Annotated in this window: 22 protein-coding genes; 15 read left to right on the forward strand and 7 right to left on the reverse strand. The window is 71.3% G+C overall.

Going from position 1 to position 24,099, the window contains the following annotated elements; all coding sequences use genetic code 11:
- Positions 1-13: 13 nt before the first annotated feature.
- On the forward strand, positions 14-2,266 hold the full coding sequence (locus F8566_RS42860; protein WP_151568955.1) for a glycoside hydrolase family 3 N-terminal domain-containing protein: 2,253 nt from the start codon (positions 14-16) through the stop codon (positions 2,264-2,266).
- 46 nt (positions 2,267-2,312) lie between these two features.
- Here the strand turns inward: F8566_RS42860 and F8566_RS42865 are convergent, their stop codons facing one another.
- Entirely contained in the window at positions 2,313-3,131 is an 819-nt protein-coding gene (locus tag F8566_RS42865) for a serine/threonine-protein kinase (RefSeq protein WP_151568957.1), read from the reverse strand.
- 194 nt (positions 3,132-3,325) lie between these two features.
- Here F8566_RS42865 and F8566_RS42870 point away from each other — a divergent pair, with 194 nt between their 5' ends.
- Positions 3,326-4,189, forward strand: coding sequence for an alpha/beta hydrolase (locus F8566_RS42870; protein ID WP_151568958.1), 864 nt, complete (start codon positions 3,326-3,328; stop codon positions 4,187-4,189).
- Here F8566_RS42870 and F8566_RS42875 read toward each other — a convergent pair.
- A complete protein-coding gene (locus F8566_RS42875; protein WP_151568960.1) occupies positions 4,177-5,112 on the reverse strand; it encodes a LysR substrate-binding domain-containing protein in 936 nt (311 codons plus the stop codon). The genes F8566_RS42870 and F8566_RS42875 overlap by 13 nt on opposite strands.
- An 84-nt stretch (positions 5,113-5,196) precedes the next feature.
- On the opposite strand from F8566_RS42875, the gene F8566_RS42880 reads away from it, so the two are divergent.
- The 10 genes from F8566_RS42880 (at position 5,197) to F8566_RS42925 (ending at position 13,815) form a co-directional block, all read left to right on the forward strand.
- Positions 5,197-6,633, forward strand: a complete 1,437-nt coding sequence (locus F8566_RS42880) for a 2-hydroxymuconic semialdehyde dehydrogenase (RefSeq protein WP_151568962.1) — start codon at positions 5,197-5,199, stop codon at positions 6,631-6,633.
- A 10-nt stretch (positions 6,634-6,643) separates the two neighbouring features.
- On the forward strand, positions 6,644-7,441 hold the full coding sequence (locus tag F8566_RS42885) for a 2-keto-4-pentenoate hydratase (RefSeq protein ID WP_225994038.1): 798 nt from the start codon (positions 6,644-6,646) through the stop codon (positions 7,439-7,441).
- Positions 7,438-8,154: a 2-keto-4-pentenoate hydratase gene (locus F8566_RS42890; protein ID WP_151568964.1), complete on the forward strand. Its 717-nt coding sequence runs from the start codon at positions 7,438-7,440 to the stop codon at positions 8,152-8,154. The genes F8566_RS42885 and F8566_RS42890 overlap by 4 nt, the downstream gene beginning before the upstream one ends.
- Positions 8,151-8,606, forward strand: coding sequence for a RidA family protein (locus F8566_RS42895; protein ID WP_151568966.1), 456 nt, complete (start codon positions 8,151-8,153; stop codon positions 8,604-8,606). Before F8566_RS42890 ends, F8566_RS42895 begins: the two co-directional genes overlap by 4 nt.
- Positions 8,603-9,178, forward strand: coding sequence for a 3-hydroxyanthranilate 3,4-dioxygenase (locus tag F8566_RS42900; protein ID WP_151568968.1), 576 nt, complete (start codon positions 8,603-8,605; stop codon positions 9,176-9,178). Before F8566_RS42895 ends, F8566_RS42900 begins: the two co-directional genes overlap by 4 nt.
- Positions 9,175-10,188: an amidohydrolase family protein gene (locus F8566_RS42905; protein WP_151568970.1), complete on the forward strand. Its 1,014-nt coding sequence runs from the start codon at positions 9,175-9,177 to the stop codon at positions 10,186-10,188. Before F8566_RS42900 ends, F8566_RS42905 begins: the two co-directional genes overlap by 4 nt.
- Positions 10,189-10,199: 11 nt before the next feature.
- The gene (locus F8566_RS42910) at positions 10,200-11,111 is read left to right on the forward strand and encodes an acetaldehyde dehydrogenase (acetylating) (RefSeq protein WP_192810153.1); all 912 of its coding nucleotides are present in this window, start codon (positions 10,200-10,202) and stop codon (positions 11,109-11,111) included.
- Complete coding sequence (dmpG, locus tag F8566_RS42915) at positions 11,108-12,184, forward strand: 4-hydroxy-2-oxovalerate aldolase (RefSeq protein ID WP_225994039.1); 1,077 nt, start codon at positions 11,108-11,110, stop codon at positions 12,182-12,184. The genes F8566_RS42910 and dmpG overlap by 4 nt, the downstream gene beginning before the upstream one ends.
- Positions 12,174-13,430: a kynureninase gene (kynU, locus tag F8566_RS42920; protein ID WP_225994040.1), complete on the forward strand. Its 1,257-nt coding sequence runs from the start codon at positions 12,174-12,176 to the stop codon at positions 13,428-13,430. Before dmpG ends, kynU begins: the two co-directional genes overlap by 11 nt.
- A gap of 181 nt (positions 13,431-13,611) precedes the next feature.
- On the forward strand, positions 13,612-13,815 hold the full coding sequence (locus F8566_RS42925) for a cold-shock protein (RefSeq protein ID WP_151568976.1): 204 nt from the start codon (positions 13,612-13,614) through the stop codon (positions 13,813-13,815).
- Between the two features lie 88 nt (positions 13,816-13,903).
- Here the strand turns inward: F8566_RS42925 and F8566_RS42930 are convergent, their stop codons facing one another.
- The gene (locus F8566_RS42930; RefSeq protein ID WP_225994041.1) at positions 13,904-17,179 is read right to left on the reverse strand and encodes a GH92 family glycosyl hydrolase; all 3,276 of its coding nucleotides are present in this window, start codon (positions 17,177-17,179) and stop codon (positions 13,904-13,906) included.
- 153 nt (positions 17,180-17,332) lie between these two features.
- Here F8566_RS42930 and F8566_RS42935 point away from each other — a divergent pair, with 153 nt between their 5' ends.
- Positions 17,333-18,364, forward strand: a complete 1,032-nt coding sequence (locus F8566_RS42935) for a LacI family DNA-binding transcriptional regulator (RefSeq protein ID WP_151568978.1) — start codon at positions 17,333-17,335, stop codon at positions 18,362-18,364.
- Positions 18,365-18,369: 5 nt separating this feature from the next.
- On the opposite strand, the gene F8566_RS42940 is transcribed toward F8566_RS42935, so the two are convergent.
- Both F8566_RS42940 and F8566_RS42945 read right to left on the reverse strand, forming a co-directional pair.
- A complete protein-coding gene (locus tag F8566_RS42940) occupies positions 18,370-19,035 on the reverse strand; it encodes a TetR/AcrR family transcriptional regulator (RefSeq protein WP_151568980.1) in 666 nt (221 codons plus the stop codon).
- The gene (locus tag F8566_RS42945) at positions 19,032-20,255 is read right to left on the reverse strand and encodes an acyl-CoA dehydrogenase family protein (protein ID WP_151568982.1); all 1,224 of its coding nucleotides are present in this window, start codon (positions 20,253-20,255) and stop codon (positions 19,032-19,034) included. The genes F8566_RS42940 and F8566_RS42945 overlap by 4 nt, the downstream gene beginning before the upstream one ends.
- Positions 20,256-20,305: 50 nt before the next feature.
- Here F8566_RS42945 and F8566_RS42950 point away from each other — a divergent pair, with 50 nt between their 5' ends.
- Both F8566_RS42950 and F8566_RS42955 read left to right on the forward strand, forming a co-directional pair.
- Positions 20,306-21,049, forward strand: a complete 744-nt coding sequence (locus F8566_RS42950; protein WP_225994042.1) for an SDR family oxidoreductase — start codon at positions 20,306-20,308, stop codon at positions 21,047-21,049.
- Between the two features lie 17 nt (positions 21,050-21,066).
- The gene (locus F8566_RS42955) at positions 21,067-22,023 is read left to right on the forward strand and encodes a quinone oxidoreductase family protein (protein WP_151568984.1); all 957 of its coding nucleotides are present in this window, start codon (positions 21,067-21,069) and stop codon (positions 22,021-22,023) included.
- 33 nt (positions 22,024-22,056) lie between these two features.
- On the opposite strand, the gene F8566_RS42960 is transcribed toward F8566_RS42955, so the two are convergent.
- Both F8566_RS42960 and F8566_RS42965 read right to left on the reverse strand, forming a co-directional pair.
- Positions 22,057-22,734 (reverse strand): response regulator, encoded by a 678-nt coding sequence (locus F8566_RS42960; protein WP_151568986.1) that lies wholly within the window; start codon positions 22,732-22,734, stop codon positions 22,057-22,059.
- 42 nt (positions 22,735-22,776) lie between these two features.
- A complete protein-coding gene (locus tag F8566_RS42965) occupies positions 22,777-24,036 on the reverse strand; it encodes a sensor histidine kinase (RefSeq protein WP_225994043.1) in 1,260 nt (419 codons plus the stop codon).
- Positions 24,037-24,099: the final 63 nt, after the last annotated feature.

Consider the following 24,099-nt stretch of genomic DNA (forward strand, 5'->3'; position numbering starts at 1 on the left):
TGAGGAGCCGCGCATGAAATCCCTTCTCCGCGCGGGCGCACTCGTCGCGCCCGCGTTGCTGGCCCTGACCCTGATACCAGGGGCGGCCACCGCCCGTTCCATCCCCGCCTACCTGGACAGGTCCGCGCCGACGCCCGTGCGGGTGGCCGACCTGGTCAGGCGCATGACCGTCGAAGAGAAGGTCGGCCAGACGGCCCAGCCCGCCGTCGTCACCATCCAGGGCGACTGCAACTGGTCCGGCGGGCAGCTCAACACCACCTGCATGAAGAAGATGTTCGCCGACCAGCACGTGGGCCAGATGTTGTCCGGCGGCGGCCAGGCGCCGGCGCAGAACACGCCCCGCGCCTGGGCCGAGATGATCAACACGATCCAGAAGTACGCGATCGACAACCACCGCCTGCGCATCCCGCTCCTGTACGGCGTGGACGCGGTGCACGGGCACAACAACGTCCTCGGCGCGACGAAGTTCCCGCAGCAGCTGGGCGTGGGCGCGACCTGGAACCCGGCGATCTCGCAGGCGATGGGCCAGGCCACGTCCAAGGCGGTCAAGGCCACCGGACCGAACTGGAACTTCGCGCCCGTCCAGGACATCGCGCGCGACACCCGCTGGGGCCGCTACTACGAGACCTACTCCGAAGACCCGCACCTCGCCGGTGCTCTGGGCGCCGCCTTCGTCAAGGGCTCCCAGCAGGACCGCCAGGTCGCCGCGACGGTCAAGCACTTCGCCGGGTACTCCGAGCCGTTCAACGGCCATGACCGGGCCAACTCCCACCTCGACATGCGCTACTTCCAGGACACCTTCCTGCCGGCCTACAAGGCGGCCGTGGACGCGGGTGCGCAGACCCTCATGGTCAACTCCGGCGCGATCAACGGTGTCCCCGCCCACGCGAGCCGTTACCTGCTCACCGATCTGCTCCGCCGCCAGTGGGGCTTCAAGGGCGTCGTCATCAGCGACTGGGACGACGTCCAGGCACTCCAGAAGGCCCACAAGGTGGCGGCCGACTACGCCGACGCCGCCGGCATCGCCATGAACGCGGGCGTGGACGTGGCGATGCTGCCGCCGGGCTCCGTCGACGGCTACATCGACGGCCTCGTGGCGCAGGTCAAGAGCGGCAAGGTCTCCCGCAAGCGCCTCGACGAGGCCGTCGGGCGCATCCTGACGCTGAAGTTCCAGCTCGGGCTCTTCGACAACCCGTACGTCGACCCGGCCAAGGCCGACGCCGCGGTGCTGGGCGCCGACAAGCCGCTCGCGGTGAAGGCCGCGACCGAGTCGATGACGCTTCTCAAGAACGACGGGAACGCGCTGCCGCTGCCCACCGGTGACAAGGTCGTCGTCACCGGGAACGGGGCGGACTCGGTGCCGATCCAGAACGGCGGCTGGACCATCGGATGGCAGGGCATCCCCGACGGCGTCGACGATCCAGGCGTCACCGTCTGGGAGGGCGTCAAGGCGCTCGCCGGTGACAGGGCCGAGCTCGTCAAGGACGCCGGCGAGGCCGTGGACAAGACCGAGGACGCCGACGGCGCCATCGTCGTCGTGGGCGAGAAGCCCGGCGCCGAGGGCGTGGCCGACAACGAGACCCCCGAGCTCGCCGCCGACCAGCAGGAGCTCGTCGACCGCCTGCAGGCCACCGGCAAGAAGGTCACCGTCGTGGTTCTCGCGAGCCGTCCCCTCGTGCTCGGCAAGGCCGCCGACGCCAAGCAGCTCCTGATGGGCTGGCTCCCCGGCAGCGAGGCCGGCACCGCCGTCGCGGACGTGCTCTACGGCCGCGCCAACCCCGGCGGCCGCCTCCCGGTCTCATGGCCCAAGTCCGTCGGTGACCAGCCGATGTACTACCAGCAGCTACCGGGCACCAACAGCGGTCCCAGCTCCGCGTACGACCCGCTGTTCCCCTTCGGGCACGGCCTCTCCTACACCACGTTCGCCGTCAAGGGCCTCACGCTCGCCGACCGGACGGTCTCCAGGCGCGGCACGGTGAAGCTCACCCTCCAGGTCGGCAACACCGGCAACCGCGACGGCGACATGGTGGTTCCGGTCTATGCCGGTCAGCCGTACAGCCGCGTCCAGGTGCCGCCGAAGCGGCTCGCCACGTTCACCCGCGTGCCCCTCAAGGCCGGCGAGACCCGCTCGGTCACCCTCACGTTCCCGATGTCCACCCTCGCCGTGACCCCGGGCGACATCAACGGGGCCGGAACCCCGTACGCCCAGTCCGGCGCCTACCAGATCACCGCCGGCGACCAGACCGCCGACCTCACCGTCCGCTGACGTCTGAGTCCGCCGGCGTCCGCTGACCTGGCCCGGCGTGCCGCCCTCACCGGGCGGCGCGCCGGGCGGGCAGGACCAGCAGATCCCGCACCTGGTCGAGGGAGAGCCGTTCGGCCGGATCCCGGCGCAGCAGCCCGGTGAGGGCGGGTTCGAGGGGACCGGCGCGCAGCGGGCGTGCGGGCTCCCGTGTCGCGATGGCGACGCAGACCGCTCCGGCGCAGTCGCCCGCGTACGGGGGGCGGCCCTCCACAGCGGCGAACAGAGTCGCGCCCAGCGACCACAGATCGGACTCGGCGGTGCCCGGCAGTCCTCCGACCTGCTCGGGGGACAGGAAGGCGGGGGTGCCGGCGAGCGCCGCCCGCCATGGCAAGATCACCTGACCGCCGGCGGCGGCCATCCCGAAGTCGGTCAGCACCGCACGGTCGCCGTCGAGCATCACGTTGGCCGGTTTGATGCCGCAGTGGGTCACGCCTGCCCCGTGCGCGGCCTGGAGGGCGCCCAGGAGCTGCAGGCCGATCCCGGCGACCCGCGCCGGCGGCAGCGGCCCTCCCGTCCTGAGGAGCGCCTCCAGGGACCACCCGCGCACCAGCTCCATGACGATCCACGGCCGCCCGTCCTCGCCGGTGATCCGCTCGTGGACGGTGACGATGCCGGGATGCGCCAGCCGTGCGGCGGCGCCGGCCTCCCGGTCCAGCCGTGCCGGCCAGCCGGCGTCGGGCCGCGCCGGCGGCCGGACCTCCTTGACGGCGACCTCCCGGTCCAGCCGCTCATCACGGGCACGCCAGACGGCTCCCGTTCCGCCCCGCCCCAGCAGGGCGAGCAACCGGTACCGCCCGGCCAGCACCCGCCCGAGATCGCCACCCACAAGGGAAACCTAGCCCACCGGGCGGTGGATCAGGCTATATATAGACATTCATGTCTATATAGGACGATTCCAGGAACCTCCACTCCATGCCTCGTGCCTCCGTCGCCAGACTAGTCACACATAGCGAGGCGGTTATAACGACGGGCCGCAACGGTATTTGCCCGGTCCGCCGCCGGGCAGGGAGGCTGCGGGGCATGGACGAGCGTGATTGGCCGGGCCGGGAGCTCAGCGACGAGGAACTGGACGTCGCGTACAACGTGCGGCGGAAGGCGGGGGAGGAGCTCTTCGGGCAGCTCATGGTCCGGTACCGGGCGGAGTCGGACAAGGCCGTCGAGGGGCTGCCCGGGGCACCGGGCCTCGTCTACGACGAGGCGAGCGGCGAGCGGCTCGACGTGTGGGGAACAGGTGACGCGCCTCGGCCGGTGTTCGTGTTCGTTCACGGTGGCTATTGGAAGGCGCTGTCGCGGGCCGACTCGGCGTTCATGGCGGGGATGTTGCACGAGCGGGGCGTCGCGACCGTGGTGCCGGACTACACGCTGGCGCCGGAGGCGACCCTGGAGGAGATCATCCGTCAGGTGCGTGCCTCGATCGCCTGGGTCTGGCGGCACGGGCGGGAGCACGGGCTGGACCCGGACCGCATCGTGGTCGGCGGGAGCTCGGCGGGCGGCCATCTGACCGGGATGACCATGGTGGAGGGCTGGCAGGAGGCACTCGGGCTGCCGGCGGACGTGGTCAAGGCGGCGATGCCGTTCAGCGGGCTGTTCGATCTCCGGCCCCTGACGCGGGTGTACGTGAACGAGTGGCTCGGGCTGGACGTGGCGAGGGCGGCCGGGCTGAGCCCTGCACTCGTGGCCGGTGCCCGGCGGTGCCCCGCGGTGATCACCGTTGCCGAGCACGACGGGACGGGCTTCGTCGAGCAGTCCCGGCGGTTCCACGCGCAGTGGGGCGGCGAACTGCTGACCGTGCCGGAGCGTGACCACTTCGACGTGGTGCTGGATCTCGGTGACCCTGAGTCGCTGGTGAGCCGGAGGCTGCTCGCGCTGATTCAGGCGCTCTGAGCGGTGAGCTCCGCGGCCTGGGCACGGAGGTGATCCAGCATCAGCCGGGCCGAAGGCGTGAGCGGGCGCCGGTCGGGCAGGGTGACCCCCACCTGGCGGCGGACGGGTTCGAGCGGGATGGGCAAGGGTTCCAGCTCACTGTCGGTGCGGGCGACCAGCTCGGGCAGGGCGGCGATCATGTCGGCGTCGTGGACGAGCGTGCGGACGGTGAGGATCGAGGTGCACTCCACCAGGTTGGACGGCAGCGCCAAGCCCTCGCTGCGGAAGATCTGTTCCAGCTCCTGGCGGAGGGCGGTCTGTTCGAGGGGGAGCACCCAGGGGTAGTCGAGCAGATCCCGGAGGGTGAGGTCCGGCCGGGACCGGGCGGGGTGGTCACGGCGGGCGACCAGGCGCACCGGCTCGGCGTACAGGGTCACCTGGCGCAGGCCGCGCAGGTCGCCGATCGGGTTGAGGCGGCCGAGGATCAGGTCGATCTCACCCTCCAGCAACCGCGGGACCTGGGCGTCGAACGTGGCCTCCTGGACGATCACCGTGACGCCGGGCCGGGCCTTCTTGAGGGTCGCGATCGCGCGCGGCAGCAGGACGTTGGAACCGGCGAGGAGCGTGCCGATCGTGACGGTGCCGACCGCCCCGTCGGCCAGGCCCGAGATGCGCTCACCCGCCCGGCGCAGCTCCGCGAGGACGGCGCGGGCGTGCTCGATGAACGCCTCGCCGAACAGGGTCGGTGTCATGCCGCGCGGCCCCCGGGTGAACAGCTCGACGCCGAGGACGTGCTCGACCTCGCGAAGGCTGCGCGTGACGGCGGGCTGGGCCAGCCGCAGGTGCTCGGCGGCGCGCAGCACGCTGCCCTCGTCGGCGATGGCCACGACGAGCACGAGGTGGCGGAGCTTCAGCCGCCCGTTGAGCAGGTCGATCGGGCGCATACCGCCTTACTATCACAAACCGGTTATGGCAGCCGGGTCGATCGGTATTGGTCCGGCATAGCTGGATGGGGAATCATCGCAGGCATGAAGGCTGAGCACTATGTCGGCGGCATGTTCCGTTCGGACGGGGAGGAGTACCCGCTCGTCGACCCGGTGGACGGGAGCGAGTCCGGGACGGCCCCCGAGGCGACGCGCGAGGTCGTCGACGACGCCGTGCGGGCGGGCCGCGCGGCACTGGCGGGAGCCTGGGGCGCGGCGACGTTCGAGGAACGGGCGGCGGTGCTCCGGCGGATCGCCGACGGCATCGAGGCCCGGTTCGAGGAGTTCGTGGACGCCGAGACGGGCGACACGGGCAAGCCGCGCGAGCTCGCCTCGACCGTCGACATCCCGAGGGCGATCGGCAACTTCCGGGCCTACGCGGACCTGCTGTACGGGAGGCCCGAGCGCGCCTACACGACGGCCGTGCCAGGGTGGAGCGGCGGCACCGGGCAGGCGCTCAACTACACCGTGCGGCGCCCGCTCGGCGTCGTCGCGATCATCTCGCCCTGGAACCTCCCGCTGCTCCTGCTGACCTGGAAGGTGGCGCCCGCGCTGGCGGCAGGCAACGCGGTGGTCGCCAAGCCGTCGGAGGAGACGCCCTCGACGGCGACGCTGCTGGCCTCGGTGATCCATGAGGCCGAGCTGCCGCCCGGCGCGTTCAACCTGGTCCACGGGCACGGCGCCGGCGCGGCCGGGGAGTTCCTCACCGGGCACCCGGGCGTGGACGCGATCGCGTTCACCGGTGAGTCGGCCACCGGCGCCGCCATCATGCGCAACGCCGCCGACCACGTGACACCGCTGTCGTTCGAGCTCGGCGGCAAGAACCCCGCGATCGTCTTCGCCGACGCCGACCTGGAGGCGGCCGTCGCGGGCACCGCGCGATCCACCTTCACCCACTCCGGCCAGATCTGCCTGTGCACCGAGCGGGTCTACGTCGAACGGCCCGTCTTCGACGAGTTCGTGGCGGCGCTGGGCGAGCGGGCCCGGGCCCAGGCGGACTACGGCCCGATGATCTCGGCCGCGCACCGGGACAAGGTGCTCTCGTACTACCGGCTGGCCCGCGAGGAGGGCGCGACCGTCGTCGCGGGCGGCGGGGTCCCCGCCTTCGGCGACCGGCGCGACTCCGGCTTCCACGTCGAGCCGACCGTGCTGACCGGCCTTCCCGAAACCGCCCGGACGGTCCGGGAGGAGATCTTCGGGCCGGTCTGCCACGTCGCCCCCTTCGACACCGAGGAGGAGGCGCTCAGCCTCGCCAACGCCAGCCCGTACGGGCTGGCCGCCACCGTGTGGACCCGCGACCTGTCCCGGGCGCACCGGGTGGCACCGCGAGTCGAGACCGGCATCGTGTGGGTCAACTGCTGGAACCTGCGCGACCTGCGGACCCCCTTCGGCGGGGTCAAGGCCTCCGGCATCGGCCGCGAGGGCGGCGAGTACTCGCTGGACTTCTTCTCCGAACCCGTCAACATCTGCATCCAGATCTGAGAGCGAGCCCGTGACCGAGACGACCCTGACGACCATCGAGGCGGCGGCCGACCGCATCCTCGGCGCGTACGCCTCCGGCGTGCCGTGCGAGCCCGTCCGCGACCTGATCGACGGCGCCGACGCCGCGTACGCCGTCCAGCAGCGGCTGACCGAGGGCTGGCTGGCGGCAGGACGGCGCCTGGTCGGCCGGAAGGTGGGCCTGACGTCGGCGGCCGTCCAGGCCCAGCTGGGCGTGGACAGTCCCGACTTCGGCGTGCTCTTCGCCGACATGGCGGTGCCGGACGGCGCGGAGATCCCCGCCGGATCGGTCATGCAGACCAAGGCAGAGGCCGAGGTGGCGCTCGTCCTGGAACACGACCTCACCTTCGAACGGCACACCGTCGCCGACCTCATCCGGGCCGTCGCGTTTGTGCTGCCCGCCATCGAGATCGTGGGCAGCCGCATCCGCGACTGGGACATCACGCTCGCCGACACCGTCGCCGACAACGCCTCGTCCGGCATGTACGTCCTCGGCAACCGCCCCACCCGCCTCCAGGACGTCGACCTGCGGCTCTGCGGGATGGTCCTGGAACGCCGGGGCGAGCAGCTGTCCACCGGCACCGGCGCCGCCTGCCTGGGCCACCCGCTCAACGCGGCGCTCTGGCTCGCCGACAGCGCCGTCCGGCTCGGCCGTCCGCTGCGCGCCGGCGACACCGTGCTGACCGGGGCGCTCGGCCCGATGGCGACGCCCGCCCCCGGGGACGTGCTGGAGGCCCGCATCGACGGGCTCGGCGACGTGCGCGTGGCGTTCGCGAAGGAGATCTCATGACGGACATCGCCGCCTGCGCCGAGGTTCTGGAAAGTGCCGCGCGCGACGTCCGCGCGGTGCCCAAGCTCACCGACTCCGAGCCGTTCGACGTCGCGACCGCGTACGAGATCCAGCGGGCCGGCATCGCCCGCCGAGAGCGCCGCGGCGAGCGGCGCATCGGCGTGAAGATGGGCTTCACCAGCCGCGCGAAGATGATCCAGATGGGCGTCGACGACGTCATCTGGGGGCAGCTCACCGACGCGATGCTCATCGAGTCGACGCTCGACCTGTCGGGCCTCATCCACCCGCGCGTCGAGCCGGAGATCGCGTTCCTGCTCGGCCGCGACGGCTTCAAGGTCGCGGTGGGCTTCGAGGTGCTGGACTCGCGCTACGAGGACTTCAGATTCACGCTGCCCGACGTCATCGCCGACAACGCGTCCGCGGCCGGGTTCGGCTTCGGCGCCTGGCACGAGCCGCGCGACCTGTCGAACGTCGGGCTCGTCATGGAGATCGACGGCCGGACCGTGCAGACCGGCTCGTCCGCCGCCATCCTCGGCGATCCGGTTCGCTCGCTGCGCGCCGCCGTACGGCTCGCCCGCGACGCCGGCACACCGCTCGAACCCGGCTCGATCGTCCTCGCCGGGGCCGCGACCGCCGCCGTGCCCCTTCCCAAGGACGCCCACGTGCGCGTGACCGGCGCCGGGCTGGGCAGCGTGGAGGTGACCACCCGATGAGCGATGCCTTTCTCGTCGAGGGCAAGGCCAAGCCGCGGGGGCGCTTCCCGCATGTGAAGCGCGCGGGCGACTTCGTCTACGTGTCGGGCACGAGCTCACGGCGTCCGGACGGCACGTTCGCCGGGGCGAGCGCCGACGCGATGGGCGTCACCGACCTGGACATCCGCGAGCAGACGCGCGCCGTCCTCGACAACATCCGCGACCTGCTGAAGGCGGCCGGGGGAGACCTCGGCGACCTCGTCAACGTCACGACCTACCTGGTCAACATGAACGACTTCGGCGGCTACAACGAGGTCTACGGCGAGTACTTCGACGAGACCGGGCCGGCGCGCACCACCGTCGCCGTCCACCAGCTGCCGCACCCGCACCTGCTGATCGAGATCTCGTGCGTGGCGTACATCCCCGCGACCATCCCCGCGAAGGAGACCCTCACCGAGGAGGCGCAGTCATGACCCTGCCACAGCTCAGCCACGGGCAGCCGTTCAACTTCCCGAAGTGGATCGACGAGCACCGCGACCTGCTCAAGCCCCCGGTCGGCAACAAGCAGGTCTTCGAGAACGCCGGCCTGATCGTGATGGTGGTCGGCGGGCCCAACCAGCGCACCGACTTCCACGACGACCCGACCGAGGAGTTCTTCTACCAGCTCAAGGGCAACATGGTGCTGCGCGTCATGGAGGACGAGGGCAAGCCGCCGGTCGACGTGCAGATCAACGAGGGGGACGTCTTCCTGCTGCCGCCGCATGTCCGGCACTCGCCGCAGCGGCCCGAGGAGGGCTCGATCGGCCTCGTCGTCGAGGTCTCCCGTCCTGAGGGCCTGCGTGAGGCGTTCGAGTGGTACTGCATGAGCTGCCACCACCTCGTGCACCGCGCCGAGCTCCAGGTCCGCTCGATCGTCGACGACCTGCCGCCCACGTTCCAGAAGTTCTACGACGGCGACCGCAAGTGCCCGAACTGCGGTGCCGTGCACCCGGGCAAGCAATGGCCCGCCGAGCTCCGCCCGCAGACCCGGAAGCGAGCCTCGTGAGCGTCATCGACGTCCACGCCCACGTCTTCCCGCCGATCACCCGGGACGAGGCCCGGCTGCTGGCGGGCGCGGGCGAGCCGTGGCTGCGCCAGAACGGCGACAGCACCGGCATGATGATGAGCGGCGACGCCGACTACCGACCGGTCGCCGCTGAGCTGTGGGACCCGGCGGCCCGCCTCGTGGCGATGGATCGTGCCGGCGTCGACGTGCAGGCCGTCTCCTCCACCCCGCTCATGTTCGGGTACGAGGCGGAGGCCGCCCGCGCCGCCGACTGGTGCGAGCTGGTGAACGACCGCATCCTCGCCTACTGCGCCGACACCTCTGGCCGGCTCCTCCCGCTCTGCCAGGTGCCGCTCCAGGACACCGAGCTGGCCTGTGCCGCCGTCACCAAGGCCAAGGCCGCCGGGCACCGCGGTGTGCACATCGGCAACCACGTCGGGGCGCGCTACCTGGACGACGCGGAGATCACCGCGTTTCTCGCGCACTGCGCCGACGAGGGCATGCCGGTGCTCGTGCATCCCTGGGACATGCTCGGCGGCGATCGGATGGGCGGCCGCTACATGCTGCCGTGGCTGGTCGGCATGGCCGCCGAGACCCAGCTGTCGATCCTGTCGCTGATGCTCTCGGGCGCGTTCGAACGGCTGCCGGGCTCGCTGAAGCTCTGCTTCTGCCATGGGGGCGGCAGCTTCGCCTACCTCCTCGGCCGCGCTGACAACGCCTGGCGCAACCGCGACATCGTCCGCAAGGACTCGCCCAAGCCGCCCTCGGCTTACACCGACCGCTTCTACGTCGACTCGGCCGTCTTCGACCCCGGGGCCCTGCGTCTGCTGGTGGAGGTGATGGGTGCCGACCGCGTCATGCTGGGCACCGACTTCCCGTTCCCCCTCGGTGAGCTGGAGCCCGGCTCGACCATCCGCGCCTGCGAGGCGCTGACCGACGAGGAATGTGCCGCGCTGCTCGGCGGCAACGCCCGCCGCTTCTTCGACCTGGAAGGAACGACCCTCCGATGACGGAGACTCCGTTGACGAAGAGCAGAGTCGCGATCATAGGCTCCGGCAACATCGGCACCGATCTGATGATCAAGGTGATCCGGCTGTCGGAGACCCTGGAGGTCGTGGCGATGGCCGGGATCGACGCCGGCTCCGACGGCCTCGCCCGGGCCCGCCGGCTCGGCGTGGCCACCACCCACGAGGGCGTCGAGGGCCTGGTGAAGCTCGACGCGTTCGCCGACGTCGCGATCGTCCTCGACGCCACCTCGGCCAAGGCGCACAAGCACAACGCCGCCGTCCTCGCCCCGTACGGCAAGCGGCTCGTCGACCTCACGCCCGCGGCGATCGGCCCGTACGTCGTCCCGCCCGTCAACCTGGACGAGCATCTCGACGCGCCCGACGTCAACATGGTCACCTGCGGCGGCCAGGCCACCGTCCCGATCGTCGCTGCCGTCTCCCGGGTCGCCCCGGTGCGGTACGCGGAGATCGTCGCGTCGATCGCCTCGAAGTCGGCCGGGCCCGGCACCCGCGCCAACATCGACGAGTTCACCGAGACCACGTCCCGGGCACTGGAGGTCGTGGGCGGTGCCGCGCGCGGCAAGGCGATCATCGTGCTCAACCCCGCCGAGCCGCCGCTCGTCATGCGCGACACCGTCTACTGCGTCGTCGGCGACTGCGACGAGGAGGCCGTGCGCACCTCGGTCGAGAAGATGGTCGACGAGGTCGCCGCGTACGTCCCCGGCTACCGGCTCAAGCAGCAGGTCCAGATCCGTCCCCTCGACTCCGGTGACCCGTTGACCGATCTGGCCGGGGGAGAAGGGCATCTCGTGTCGGTGTTCCTCGAAGTGGAGGGCGCCGCGCACTACCTGCCCGCGTACGCCGGAAATCTCGACATCATGACGTCCGCTGCGCTGCGGGTGGCGGAAAGGCTGGCCCTGCGATGACCTCCGAGCTGTACGTGCAGGACGTGACGTTGCGGGACGGCATGCACGCCATCCGGCACCGCTACACCGTCGACCAGGTGCGCGACATCGCCGCCGCCCTCGACGCGGCGGGCGTGGATGCGATCGAGGTCGCGCACGGCGACGGGCTGGCGGGCTCCAGCGTCAACTACGGGCCGGGCGCGCACCTGGACGAGGAGTGGATCGCGGCGGCGGCCGAGGTCATGGAACGCGCCGTGCTCACCACGCTGCTCCTGCCCGGGATCGGCACGATCGCCGAGCTGAAGCGGGCCTACGAACTGGGCGTCCGGTCCGTGCGCGTCGCGACGCACTGCACCGAGGCCGACATCTCCGCCCAGCACATCGCCACCGCACGCGAGCTCGGCATGGACGTCGCCGGCTTCCTGATGATGTCCCACATGGCCCCGGCGCCCGAGCTCGCCGAGCAGGCCAAGCTCATGGAGTCGTACGGCGCGCACTGCGTCTACGTCACCGACTCCGGCGGGCGGCTCACCATGGACGGCGTCCGCGACCGCGTCCGCGCGTACCGCGACCTCCTCGACCCGCAGACCGAGATCGGCATCCACGCCCACCACAACCTCGGCCTCGGCGTCGCCAACTCGGTCGTCGCCGTCGAGAACGGCGTCCGCCGCGTCGACGCCTCGCTCGCCGGGATGGGCGCCGGCGCCGGCAACTGCCCGCTGGAGGCCTTCGTCGCCGTCGCCGACCTCATGGAGTGGAAACACGGCTGCGACGTCTTCCGGCTCATGGACGCCGCCGACGACATCGTCCGGCCCCTCCAGGACCGGCCCGTCCAGGTGGACCGGGAGACCCTGACGCTCGGCTACGCGGGCGTCTACTCCAGCTTCCTGCGGCACGCCGAGGACGCGGCACGCCGCTACGGCCTCGACACCCGCGACATCCTCGTCGAGGTGGGGCGCCGCGGCATGGTCGGCGGCCAGGAGGACATGATCGTCGACATCGCGCTGGATCTCATGGCGGGCGGCGGAGCCGCTTCGGGGGGTGTGGGGGGTCGTCCCCCCTCGGGCAATGAAGGGGAGAGAAATGACGGGTGACCTGGAGGCCGAGGCCCGGCGGCTGGACGAGACCGACCCGCTTCCGGCGGCGCGGGCGGAGTTCCACGTGCCGCCCGCGCCCGGCGGGCTCTACGAGGAGTCCGCCTACTTCGCGGGCAACTCGCTGGGCCTCCAGCCGCGGGCGGTCGCCGGGCGCGTCCGCGAAGAGCTCCAGGACTGGGCGCGGCTCGGCGTCGAGGGGCACACGCAGGCCCGCCGGCCCTGGGTGGACTATCACGAACTCCTGCGCGAGCCCACCGCGCGCCTGGTCGGCGCACTGCCGCATGAGGTCGTCGCGATGAACTCGCTCACGGTCAACCTGCACCTCATGATGGCGACCTTCTACCGGCCCGCCGGGGAACGGACACGGATCGTCATCGAGGACTCCGCCTTCCCCTCCGACTCGTACGCGGTCGCGAGCCAGGCCGTCCATCACGGGCTGGACCCGGCGGAGACGGTCGTCCGCCTGCGCCCGCGCGCCGGAGAGGAGCACCTGCGCACCGAGGACATCGTGGACCTCCTCGAACGCGACGGGCACCGGTTCGCGGTCGTGCTGCTCGGCGGCGTCAACTACCTGACCGGCCAGCTGATGGACATGCAGGCCATCACCAAGGCCGGCCGGGCCGCCGGCGCCGTGGTCGGCTGGGACCTGGCGCACGCGGCGGGCAACGTGCCGCTGCACCTGCACGACTGGGATGTGGACTTCGCCGCCTGGTGCACGTACAAATACCTCAACTCCGGCCCGGGGGCCGTGGCGGGCTGCTTCGTCCACGAGCGCCACGTCCGGAACAGGTCACTGCCCAGGCTCGCCGGCTGGTGGGGGACCGACCCGGCGACGCGCTTCCGGATGGAGCCGGAGATCTCTCCGCCCGCCTCGGCCGACGCCTGGCAGCTGTCCAATCCGCCGATCATGGCCCTGGCGCCCGTGCTGGCCTCGCTGGAGATCTTCGACCGGTACGGGATGGAGGCGCTGCGGGCCAGGAGCGAGCGCCTCACCGGCTATCTCGCGGCGCGGCTGGCCGGGGTCGCCGAGGTGATCACCCCGGCGGATCCGGTCGCCCGCGGCTGCCAGCTGTCCCTGCGGGTCAGTGACGCGGGAGGCCTGGTACGGCGGCTGGCGGGTTCGTTCGGGGTGATCGCCGACGCTCGCGAGCCCGATGTGGTTCGGCTCGCTCCGGTGCCTCTCTACAACACTTTCCACGACTGCCACCGCGTGGCGGAGGCGCTGGCCGGTATCAAGGGGTAGGCTGGCAGTGTTGCAGTCGTCATTTCCTCGTACGTTTGTTCGATCGAAGCGCCCGCGGGAAGTTCAAGACAGCGGGCGTTTCTTCTTTCTCCGGCCATTCCGGTGAAAACGGAAAATCGGCCCGCATGCAGCCCCGGCCCGCCGCCCGGCGGCCGGTGAGGTTTCACCAGGAGAGAGAAACATGACCGAAGGCACCGTGAAGTGGTTCAACGCCGAAAAGGGTTTTGGCTTCATCGCGCCGGACGACGGCGGCCCTGACGTCTTCGTCCACTACTCGGCGATCGCCACGGGCGGCTACCGCAGCCTCGACGAGAACCAGCGCGTCGCGTTCGAGATCACGCAGGGCCAGAAGGGCCCGCAGGCCGAAGGCGTCACCGCGCTCTGAAGCACCCCTGGTCTTCCGCAGGGCCCGCACCACGTTCGCGTGGGGCGGGCCCTGTCGTTTCACTGCTCGGACAGGTCGTCTTCGTTTCTCAGGAGAGCGACCAGGCGAAGACGTGGAGCGAGCCGCCGCCCTGTTCCGGCGTTCTCAGCGTGAAGCTCTTCACCTGCTTGTCCTTGTCGAGCTCGATCGGGACGGCGGCGAACACGTAGACGTTGATCTTGTGCGGTGCCCCGTCGCCGCCGTTCCGGTAGGCCGCCTTGGCGATGATCTCGTTGCCGAACTTCGGGGGATAGGCGTCGGCCCCCAGGGCCCAGTCGCTCAGCCCCAGCGTTCCGCTCTGCGTGGAGCCGTCGGTGTAGGTGACGGTGACCGTGGTCTGCACGTCTCCGTTGCCGGACGCGCCGAGGAACGCCAGCCGTCCCGCCTTGGGAGCGTCGACGAGCTCGATCGTCTGGTCTTGCGCCTGCACGTTGTCGAGCTGTCCTGGACGCCGCGTGGGCCAGCCGAAGGTGAAGCCGTTCCAGGACACCTGCTTGCCGGGTGTCAAGCCCGCGGCGGCGAGCGCCTGAGCGGAGTACGACCAGCCGCCGCCGTCGAAGTTGGCGGCGCCCGGAGCACCGTCATCGGAGATGCCGGCGTTGTTGTGGTACCACTCGATCGTCCCCTTGCGCGCGACGTTGACCGTCACGCCCGCGTCACCGGCGCCGGGGATCTCGATCGGCACGGAGTGATAGTCCAGCCTGGTGCCGCCCGCCACGGAGATCGTCACCTGCTGGTCGGCGTGGCCCGAGGCGGGCACGGTGAGCGTCCCGGAGTCGGGTGTCACGGTGATCCCCGCTGGGGGCCGCGCCTTCCAGGAGACCGTTCCGCCACCCGCCAGTGCCTGCACGCGCAAGGTCGTGGTGCCGGAGCCGCCGGGTTCGAGCGGGATCAGCCCAGGGCTGACGGCCGTGAGGTACGACCTGCCGCCCTCGCCGAACGACGGCGGGGCGTCCTGCTCGGCCGACCCGAAAGCGGTGTTGGGCGCCGCTCCCATCGTGAAGTCGAGGCGTCCGCCGTTCCGGGCGAACGACTCCGGCAGCCAGGCCTTGGACGTGCTCTTGCCCCCGACCTTCAGCGCCTGGATGTAGCGCGCCGAGTCCGAGACGCCGGGTGCATTGATCGTCACCTTCTGGCCGGACGAGCGCCGGATCTCGATCTTGGTGAACGCCGGGCCGTTCACCAGCAGCTCGGCCCGTCCCGGGATCACCGGGTAGATGCCGAACGAGGCCCACACGTACCACGCGGACATGGTGCCGAGGTCGTCGTTCCCGACCAGGCCGTCCGGTGTCGGCTTGAACAGCTCCCGGCGGGCGCGGTCGACCACGTCCTGCGTCCGGTAGGGCTTGCCGGCCCACGCGTACAGCCACGGTGACTGCATCGAAGGCTCATTGCCGAGGTAGGCGTACGGCTCGTGCGGCCCCGCGTTCAGCTTGGTGAAGAAGTGGTCCAGGCGCTTGGCCGCCTCATCGCGCCCGCCCATGGCGTTGAACAGGCTGCGCACGTCCGGATAGGTCATCCAGTGGTACTGGGCGCCGTTGCCCTCGACGTACCAGCCGGAGTCGGCCGGATCGAACGGGCTGAGGAACGAGCCGTCGGCGAATCTCGGCTGGATCCAGCCGTTCAGCGGGTTGTAGAGGTTCTGCCAGCCGTGCGACCGCCGCATGAACGTCTTCGCCGTGCCCGGGTCGCCGAGCCGCTCGGCCATCTGCGCGATGCCGAAGTCGGCGATCCCGTACTCCTCGGTGGTGGCGACGTCGCCCGGCACGTAGCCCAGCTTGAGGTACTGGGCGTTGCCGGGGCGCTCGGTGTAACCGGCCTTCGGGCCGACCCGTTCCGCGCCGGCGACCATCGACGCCAGGGCGCCCTTGGCGTCGAAGTCGCGTGCGCCGAACGCGTAGGTGCTCGCGATGATCGAGTGGTACGGATCGCCGTTCATCACCCCGGTGACGGTGTTCTGATGCGACCAGCGATCCCAGACGTCGCCGATCGAGCGCGCGTTCTCGTACATCGACTGCGCGATGTCGGAGGCCACGTCCGGCGCCAGGAACGCCAGCAGCTGCGTCTCGCTCCGGTAGATGTCCCACCCGGAAAACGTCGCGTAATGGTGATGCCCCTTGCGCACCTTGTGAGTGCGGTAGTCGAAGCCTGTGTAGGTGCCGTCCACGTCCTCGAAGACGTAGGGCTGGAGGAAGACGTGGTAGAGCGCCGTGTAGAACGTGCGTAGCCGGTCAATGGAGCCTCCGGCTACCTTCACCTGCGACAACCTGCGCTGCCAGGCCTCTCGTGCCGAAGCACGGACCTTGTCGAAGCTCTTGCCGCCTATCTCGGTGCGGAGGTTCTGCTTGGCGCCGTCGGTGCTCACGTACGAAAGTCCGGTGCGCATCTGGACCGGCTTGTCCGAGTCGAACTGCAGGTAGACGCCCGAGCCGGGACCCTTGACGTTCACATCACCGGCGAACGTGCGGCGAGTCGACGGAGCGGGCCGCCCGTCCCGCCCGTTGTTGAGGCGGCCGACGGGCTTGGCGGTCTCGCGCGGGATCTTTGGCGGCGCCGCGCCCCGCGCCTTCTCGGCGCCCGGCTGCACCGAGTCGTCCTTCCATGTGCCGAACGCCCGGACGGGCCGGTCGAACGTGGCGTGGAAATAGACGTAGTAGCGGCTCTTGGCGCCGCAGAAGCCACCGGTCTTGGCCCAGCCGTAGACGGTGTTGCCACGGATCGTCGCCTCTGCGTCGTCCACGCCGTTGATGGAGCCGGTGACGTTGACCAGGACCGTCCCGGGCTTGCCCGCGGGGAACGTGAAGCGCCCGACCCCGGCGCGCGTCGAGGCGGTCAGCTCGGTCTTGACCCCGACGTCGGTCGTGACGCCGTAGTAGCCGGGGCTCGCCTGCTCGTTCTCATGCTTGAACGTCTGCACGTAGTCGGCGCCGTTCGTGGCGGGGGAGCGGCCGATGGTCCCCGAGATGGGGATGACCGGGAAGTCCTGCGCGCCCGTGCACCCGGGGCCGTTGATGTGGGTCATCGAGAACCCGCGGAGCCGGTTGTCCTCGTACTTGTAGCCGCCGCCCGAGGTGCGGACGGTGTCCGGGCTCCACTGCATCATCCCGAACGGGGTCACCGCGCCGGGGAAGTTCATCCCGGCGCCGCCGCCGTGGCCGAAGTCGGGACCGCCGTCCTTGGTGCCGACGAACGGGTTCACGTAGGAGGTGAGGTCGGGGGCTGGAAGAAGCAGGCCTGCCTGGGCGGGGGCGGCGGGGGCCAGGGGGAGCAGTACCAGGGCGAGAGCACCGGAGAGGAGGGCTTTGGGGGAGCGAGATAGGGACACGTGTGCTCCTTGAGGACGTGTCGTCTATGACAACGTTGTCAAAGCACCCCGATGGTCGTCGCCGGACGCGTGCGCGTCAATGACCGGATCCGGCCTGTCGCTCTGGCCCCAGGTCATGGTGACATCAGTGACATGGGGGACAGGCGGCCGACCATGCGAGATGTCGCGGCGGCGGCGGGGGTGAGCCTCAAGACGGTGTCGCGCGTGGTCAACGGCGAGGATTTCGTGCGGCCCGACACGGCCGAGCGGGTGCACAGCGCGATCGCCCGCCTCGGCTTCCAGCGCAACGACCTCGCCCGCACGCTGCGCGGCGGCGGGCGCACCCGCAGCATCGGCCTGATCATCGAGGACGTGGCCAACCCGTTCTACTCGCAGATCGCCCGCGGCGTCGAGGACGTGGCCCGGGCCGGTGGGCGGCTGGTCATCTCCGGCAGCTCGGACGAGGACCCGGCACGCGAGCTGCTCCTCATCCGCTCCCTGTGCGAACGCCGCGTGGACGGCCTGCTGATCGTGCCATCCGAGACGGGCGACCCCCGCCTCCGCGCCGAGCTGATCGCGGGCACCCCGGCGGTCTTCCTGGACCGTCCGCCTGGCCCGGGCGGACCGGCCGACACGGAGCCGCGAAACGACACAGTGCCGCCGAACGACACGGTGCTGATCGACAATGTCGGCGGCGCGCGCACGGCCGTCGAGCACCTGCTCGCCCACGGCCACCGCCGGATCGCCTGCCTGGTCGACCTGCCGGAGATCTTCACGGCGCGGCAGCGCCACCAGGGCTACCTCGAAGCACTTGCGGCGAACGGCGTCCCGGCCGACCCGACGCTCGTACGGACGGGACGCCACGACGTGCGGGGCGCCGGGCACGCCATGACCGAGCTGCTCGCCCTCCCCGACCCGCCGACCGCCGTCTTCGCCGGCAACAACCTGCTGACGGTCGGAGCGCTGCGCGCGATCGGGGCCGCGGGCACGCGCGTCGCGCTGGTCGGCTTCGACGACTTCGAGCTCGCCGATCTGCTGGCGACCCCCGTCACCGTCGTCGCCCACGAACCCGCCGACATGGGCAGGCAGGCCGCCCACCTGCTCGAAGCCCGCATCCGGGGTGACGCGCGCCCGCCCGCGCGGATCCTGCTCCCGACGCGCCTCATCGTCCGCGGCTCCGGGGAGATACCGCCCAGTCAGGGGTAATGCGTTCAGCGCAGCCGCTCGCCGTGGCGGAGCCGGTCCAGGCCGAGCCAGATGAACTCCAACGCCATGCGCTCGGCCCGTTCGCGCGGTATCTCGGGATGGTCGAGCCACCACGACACCATCGAGAGCATCGACCCGTACATCAGCGGCACCAGCAGCCGGGCCCGGCGCTCGTTGGCCTCGAGCGCGGCGGCGGACAGCGCCGGGTCGGCACGGCGCCGCCGCAGCAGGATGTCGGCGAACGCCCCGCCGAGCCGGTCCCGCAGCTCGCGCAGTTCCAAGCCGACCTCGGGCTTGTCCAGATGCCGCACGACCAGTGCCCAGGCGTCGGGCTTCTCGGTGCCATAGTCGAACAGCACCCGGACCATCGCCCGGATGCCTTCCACCGACTCCTGCTCGCCCAGCACCGCCTCGTTCAGCCGCTGCGTGATGTCGGCGACGATCGCCTCCGTCACCTCGGCGAAGAGGTCCTCCTTCGACGTGAAGTGCTGGTAGAGCAGAGCTTTGGAGACCTGCGCGGCGGCGGCGACGTGCTCCATCTGGGTCAGGTGGTAGCCCCGGCGGCCGAACTCCTCCAGCGCGACCTGCAGGAGCTGCTCACGCCGCCGGGCGTGCGGCATACGGCGCCGTACGCCCGGATCTGGCGCGACGTCCCCCGTGGTGTCCGTCATTTGCCGAGATACTTACCCAGTTCGGCGCGGGCCACGGAACGCACGTGCACCTCGTCGGGCCCGTCGGCGAGCCGCAGCGTGCGCAGCCCGGCCCACATGCGCGCCAGCGGGGTGTCGTCGCTGACGCCGGCGCCGCCGTGCACCTGGATCGCCCGGTCGACGACCTCCAGCGCGACGCGGGGCGCGATCACCTTGATGGAGGCCACCTCGGAACGCGCGGCCTGCACACCGTGCTTGTCGATCATCCAGGCGGTCTTGAGGGTGAGTAGGCGGGCCTGCTCGATCGCCATCCGCGACTCGGCGATCTGCTCACGGACCACGCCCTGCTTGGCCAGCGGCCCGCCGAAGGCGACCCGGGACACCGCGCGCTCGCACATCAGCTCCAGCGCGCGCTCGGCCATGCCGATGGCGCGCATGCAGTGGTGGATGCGGCCGGGTCCGAGGCGTGCCTGGGCGATGGCGAAGCCGCTGCCCTCCTCGCCGACGAGGTTCTCCACCGGGACGCGGACGTCGGTGAAGCGGATCTCGCAGTGGCCGTGCTGGTCGGAGTACCCGAACACGGGCAGCGGCCGGACGACCTCGACGCCGGGGGTGTCGAGCGGCACCAGCACCATCGACTGCTGCCGGTAGACGTGGCCCTCGGGGTCGGTCTTGCCCATCACGATCATGATCTTGCAGCGCGGGTCGGCGGAGCCGCTGATCCACCACTTGCGCCCGTTGATGACGTAGTGGTCACCGTCGCGCTCGATCCGGGTGGAGATGTTGGTGGCGTCGGAGCTGGCCACGTCCGGCTCGGTCATGGCGAACGCGCTGCGGATCTCGCCGTTCAGCAGCGGCTTCAGCCAGCGCTCCTTCTGCTCGGGCGTGCCGAACAGGTGCAGCACCTCCATGTTGCCGGTGTCGGGCGCCGCGCAGTTGGTGGCCTCGGGCGCCAGGTGCGGGGAGCGGCCCGTCACCTCGGCGAGGGACGCGTAGTCGGTGACCGAAAGGCCGTGGGCGGGATCCTGGCTGTCGGGCAGGAAGAGATTCCAGAGGCCGCGCTTGCGGGCCTCGACCTTGAGCTCCTCGACGATCGGCGGGACGGTGTGCTCGTGGCCCGCCGCGCGCAGCTCGTGCCGTTGAGTCTCGTAGACCGGCTCGGCGGGGTAGACGTGGGAGTCCATGAAGTCCTGCAGCAGGCCCATGTACTCCTGGGCCCGCGCACTCAAACCGAAGTCCATTCGGTTATAGTAACTGACGGGTCAGTTACTTAGGAAGGGGAGGCCTGCCGATGGAGGAGCCGATGGAGGGCAGGGTCGCGCTCATCACGGGCGGATCGAAGGGCATCGGGGCGGCGGTCGCCCGGCGGCTGGCCGGCGAGGGCGCCCACGTCGTGCTCGCGGACATCGACGAAGACCGCGGCGGCGCGCTCGCCAAGGAGCTGGACGGCATGTTCGTACGGTGCGACGTCCGCGAGCCCGCCGACAGCGAGGCGGCGGTCGCGGCGGCGGCCGAGCGGTTCGGCGGGCTCGACATCGCCTTCCTGAACGCGGGCATCGCCAGCGGGTGCGGTGTGGACGCCGACTTCGACGTGGAGACCTACCGGCGCGCGATGGCCATCAACCTCGACGGCGTCGTCTACGGCGTGCACGCCGCGCTGCCCGCGCTCCGGGCCCGGGGCGGCGGCCAGATCATCGCCACCGCGAGCATGGCCGCTCTCACCGCGACGCCGTTCGACCCGATCTACGGCGCCAACAAGGCGGCCGTGGTGGGCCTGGTCCGCGCCCTCGGCCCCGCCCACCTCGAGGAGGGGATCCGCGTCAACGCCCTCTGCCCGTCGTTCGCCGACACCGACATCCTCGGCCCGATGAGGGGCCGGCTGGAAGAGACCGGTTTCCCCATCCTCGACGTGTCCGATGTGGTGGAGACCTTCATGGCGATCCTGGCGGCCGACACCGCCGGGGACGCCTGGTTCGTGGTGCCGGGCCGCGAGTCCGGCCCGTTCACGTTCCGCGGCGTCCCCGGCCCGCGCTGAGAGAGGACCAGAGAGACATGCGCGCCATCCAGATCACCGAGTTCGGCGGCCCCGAGGTACTGAACGTCACCGACCTGCCCGACCCCGTCGCGGGCGACGGGCAGCTGCTCGTCGAGGTCTCCCGGGCCGGCATCAACTACGCCGACACCCACCAGGCCGAGAACAGCTACCTGTCCCCGTCCACGCTGCCGATGGTGCCGGGCGGCGAGGTCGTCGGCCGCGCCGCCGACGGCCGCCGGGTCGTCGCCCTCGTCGGCACCGGCGGGTACGCGGAGAAAGCGGTCGCCCCCGCCACGCTGGCCTGGGACGTGCCGGACGCCATCGACGACCTGACCGCGCTCGGCATGATCGTCCAAGGCGCCACGGCCTGGATCCTGCTGCGCCGCAGCGTGCACATGGAGCCGGGCGAGTCCGTGGTCGTGCACGCGGCAGCGGGCGGGGTCGGCACGCTGGCCGTGCAGCTCGCCAAGGCCTGGGGCGCCGGCCGCGTCATCGCCACCGCCTCGACGAAGGAGAAGCGCGACCTCGCGCTGGAGCTCGGCGCGGACGTCGCCGTGGACGCGGCCGAGCCCGACATGAAGGCCGCGCTCATCGAGGCCAACGGCGGCAAGCGCGTGGACATCGTGCTGGAGATGACCGGCGGCACCGTCACCGACGACAGCCTCAAGGCGCTCGCCCCGTACGGCCGCCTCGCCTTCTACGGGATGGCCTCACGGCAGCAGCCCCAGCCGGTGAAGCCCGCGAACCTCATGGCCCACTCCACGACCATCGCCGGCATGTGGCTGGCGCACATCTTCCAGTTGCCCGGCGATCTGATGCGCAGGGCGCTGGACGACCTGTTCGCGCTCGCCGCAGACGGGCGCATGCGCGTCATCGCGGGCGGCGAGTACGGCCTATCGGAGGTACGGCAGGCGCACGAGGACCTGCGGGCGCGGCGCACGAGCGGCAAGCTCCTGCTCGACCCGTCGCGCTGACCTCCGGCTGAAGGCCCGGTGCGCGCCGGGCCTTCAGCCGACCAGGCCGTTCTCGTAGGCGTACACCACGGCCTGCGTGCGGTCGCGGAGGGCGAGCTTGGTGAGGACATGGCCGACATGCGTCTTGATGGTCTGCTCGGCCAGCACCAGCTCGGCGGCGATCTCCGCGTTCGACAGCCCGCGCGCGATGAGCCGCAGCACGTCGAGCTCGCGCGGGGTGAGCCCCGCGGTCGCGCCGGGGCTGGGTCGCTGGTGGCGGCGGCGCCGGGCGAAGTCGCCGATGAGCCGCCGGGTGATCGACGGGGCGAGCAGCGCGTCGCCGGTGGAGACCACCCGGACGCCGTTGACTAGGTCGGCGGCCGAGGCGTCCTTGAGCAGGAACCCGCTGGCCCCGGCGCCGAGCGCCTCGTACACGTACTCGTCGAGGTCGAACGTGGTGAGCACCAGCACCTTGGGACGCACCCCGGCCGGGTCCACCCCGTCGGCGGGCGGCTCGCCGACCAGCTCCGCCGTGGCGGCCAGGCCGTCCATCTCCGGCATGCGGATGTCCATGACGATGACGTCGGGGTCGAGCTCGCGGGCCATCTCCACGGCCTCCCGGCCGTTGCCCGCCTGCCCGATCACCTCGATCTCCGGGTCGGAGGACAGCAGCGCGGCCAGGCCGTCACGGATCATCACCTGATCGTCGGCGATCAGCACCCGAATGCTCACGAGAGCACTGTACGGCGTAAACGCGATCTTCGGTGTGGCCGTCTAGTCCTCGCCGTACGGGAGCTCGGCCACGACCTGCCAGCCGCCGCCCTCGTGCGTGGCGGCGGAGAGGGTGCCGCCCAGCATCGTGACCCGCTCGTGCATGCCGACCAGCCCGTGGCCGCCGCCCTGCGAGTCGTCCGGCGTCGTGCGCGCGCCGTCGTCGGTGACGGTCACCCGCAGCGCGTCCCGCGCGTACTTGATCTCCACCAGCACCCGCGACCCCGGTGCGTACCGGGAGGCGTTGCTGAGCGACTCCTGGACGATCCGGTACGCCGACAGGTCGACCCCCGCCGAGACCTCCCGCGGCACGCCGACAATGGTGAGCTCCACCGACAGCCCGGACCGGCGCGCCCCTGCGAGCAGGTCCTCCAGCAGGTTCAGGCCCGGCTGCGGCGCGCGCTCGGCGCCCTCGTCGTCGGAGCGCAGCAGCCCGACGACGCGGCGGGTCTCGGTGAGGGCGTCACGGGCCGCGTCGCGGACGACGCCGAAGGTCTGCCTGGCGGCGTCCGGCAGGTCGGGGATCTTGTACGGCGCGGCCTCGGCCTGCATGGCGATCACCGACATGTGGTGGGCCACGACGTCGTGCAGCTCGCGCGCGATGCGGGCGCGCTCCTCCAGCACCGCCGCCCGGGCGAGGTCCTTGCGGCGCAGCTCCTCCTGCTCGCGCAGACTTTGCTCGGCGGCCGAGCGCCCGCCGATCGCGTCGCCGAAGGTGAGGGCCATGATCACAAGCGCGGCGAGGATCAGGCCGAACCAGCCTGGCATCGCCCCGAACACCGAGCCCGGCACGAGCACCCCGACGATGGTGACCGTGCCGACGCCGACCGTGGTCTGGCGATCGCAGCCCACGCCGACCATGAACAGCATGAGCATGAACGCCAGCCACGCCGTCACCGGCCAGGCCCAGAAGTTCCTGCCCTCCATCATCGGGATGCTGGTCAGGAAGCCCAGCGCGCTGATCCGCCACGCGAGGAGGGGCCACCTCGGCGCGACCAGCAGCGGCAGTGCCTGCGCCAGGCCGAGGAACCACGCGGCGCTGACGGGCGGCGCCGGCCTGTAGATGTTCAGCGGGATGGCGATCGTGCCGGCGGTGAACCCGATCGTCATGCCCAGGAGGATCAGCCCGATCGGTATGCGCAGCCAGAGCGGCCTGGGCAGGAGCAGCCTGTCCGGCCCGCCGGGCGAGGACAGCACGGCGTCGCGAACGCCTTTGACGAGCGCCATCGGCCTGTGCGCTGCGGAGTGACTGTGCACGTTCATTTGAGCCCGAGCCTAGGCCGCCGCGGGCATTCTGACGTGCCCCCCGAGAGGGATATCCCATCC

It is taken from the genome of Actinomadura rudentiformis, from assembly GCF_008923185.1.
In the GTDB taxonomy this organism is placed as follows: Bacteria; Actinomycetota; Actinomycetes; order Streptosporangiales; family Streptosporangiaceae; genus Spirillospora; species Spirillospora rudentiformis.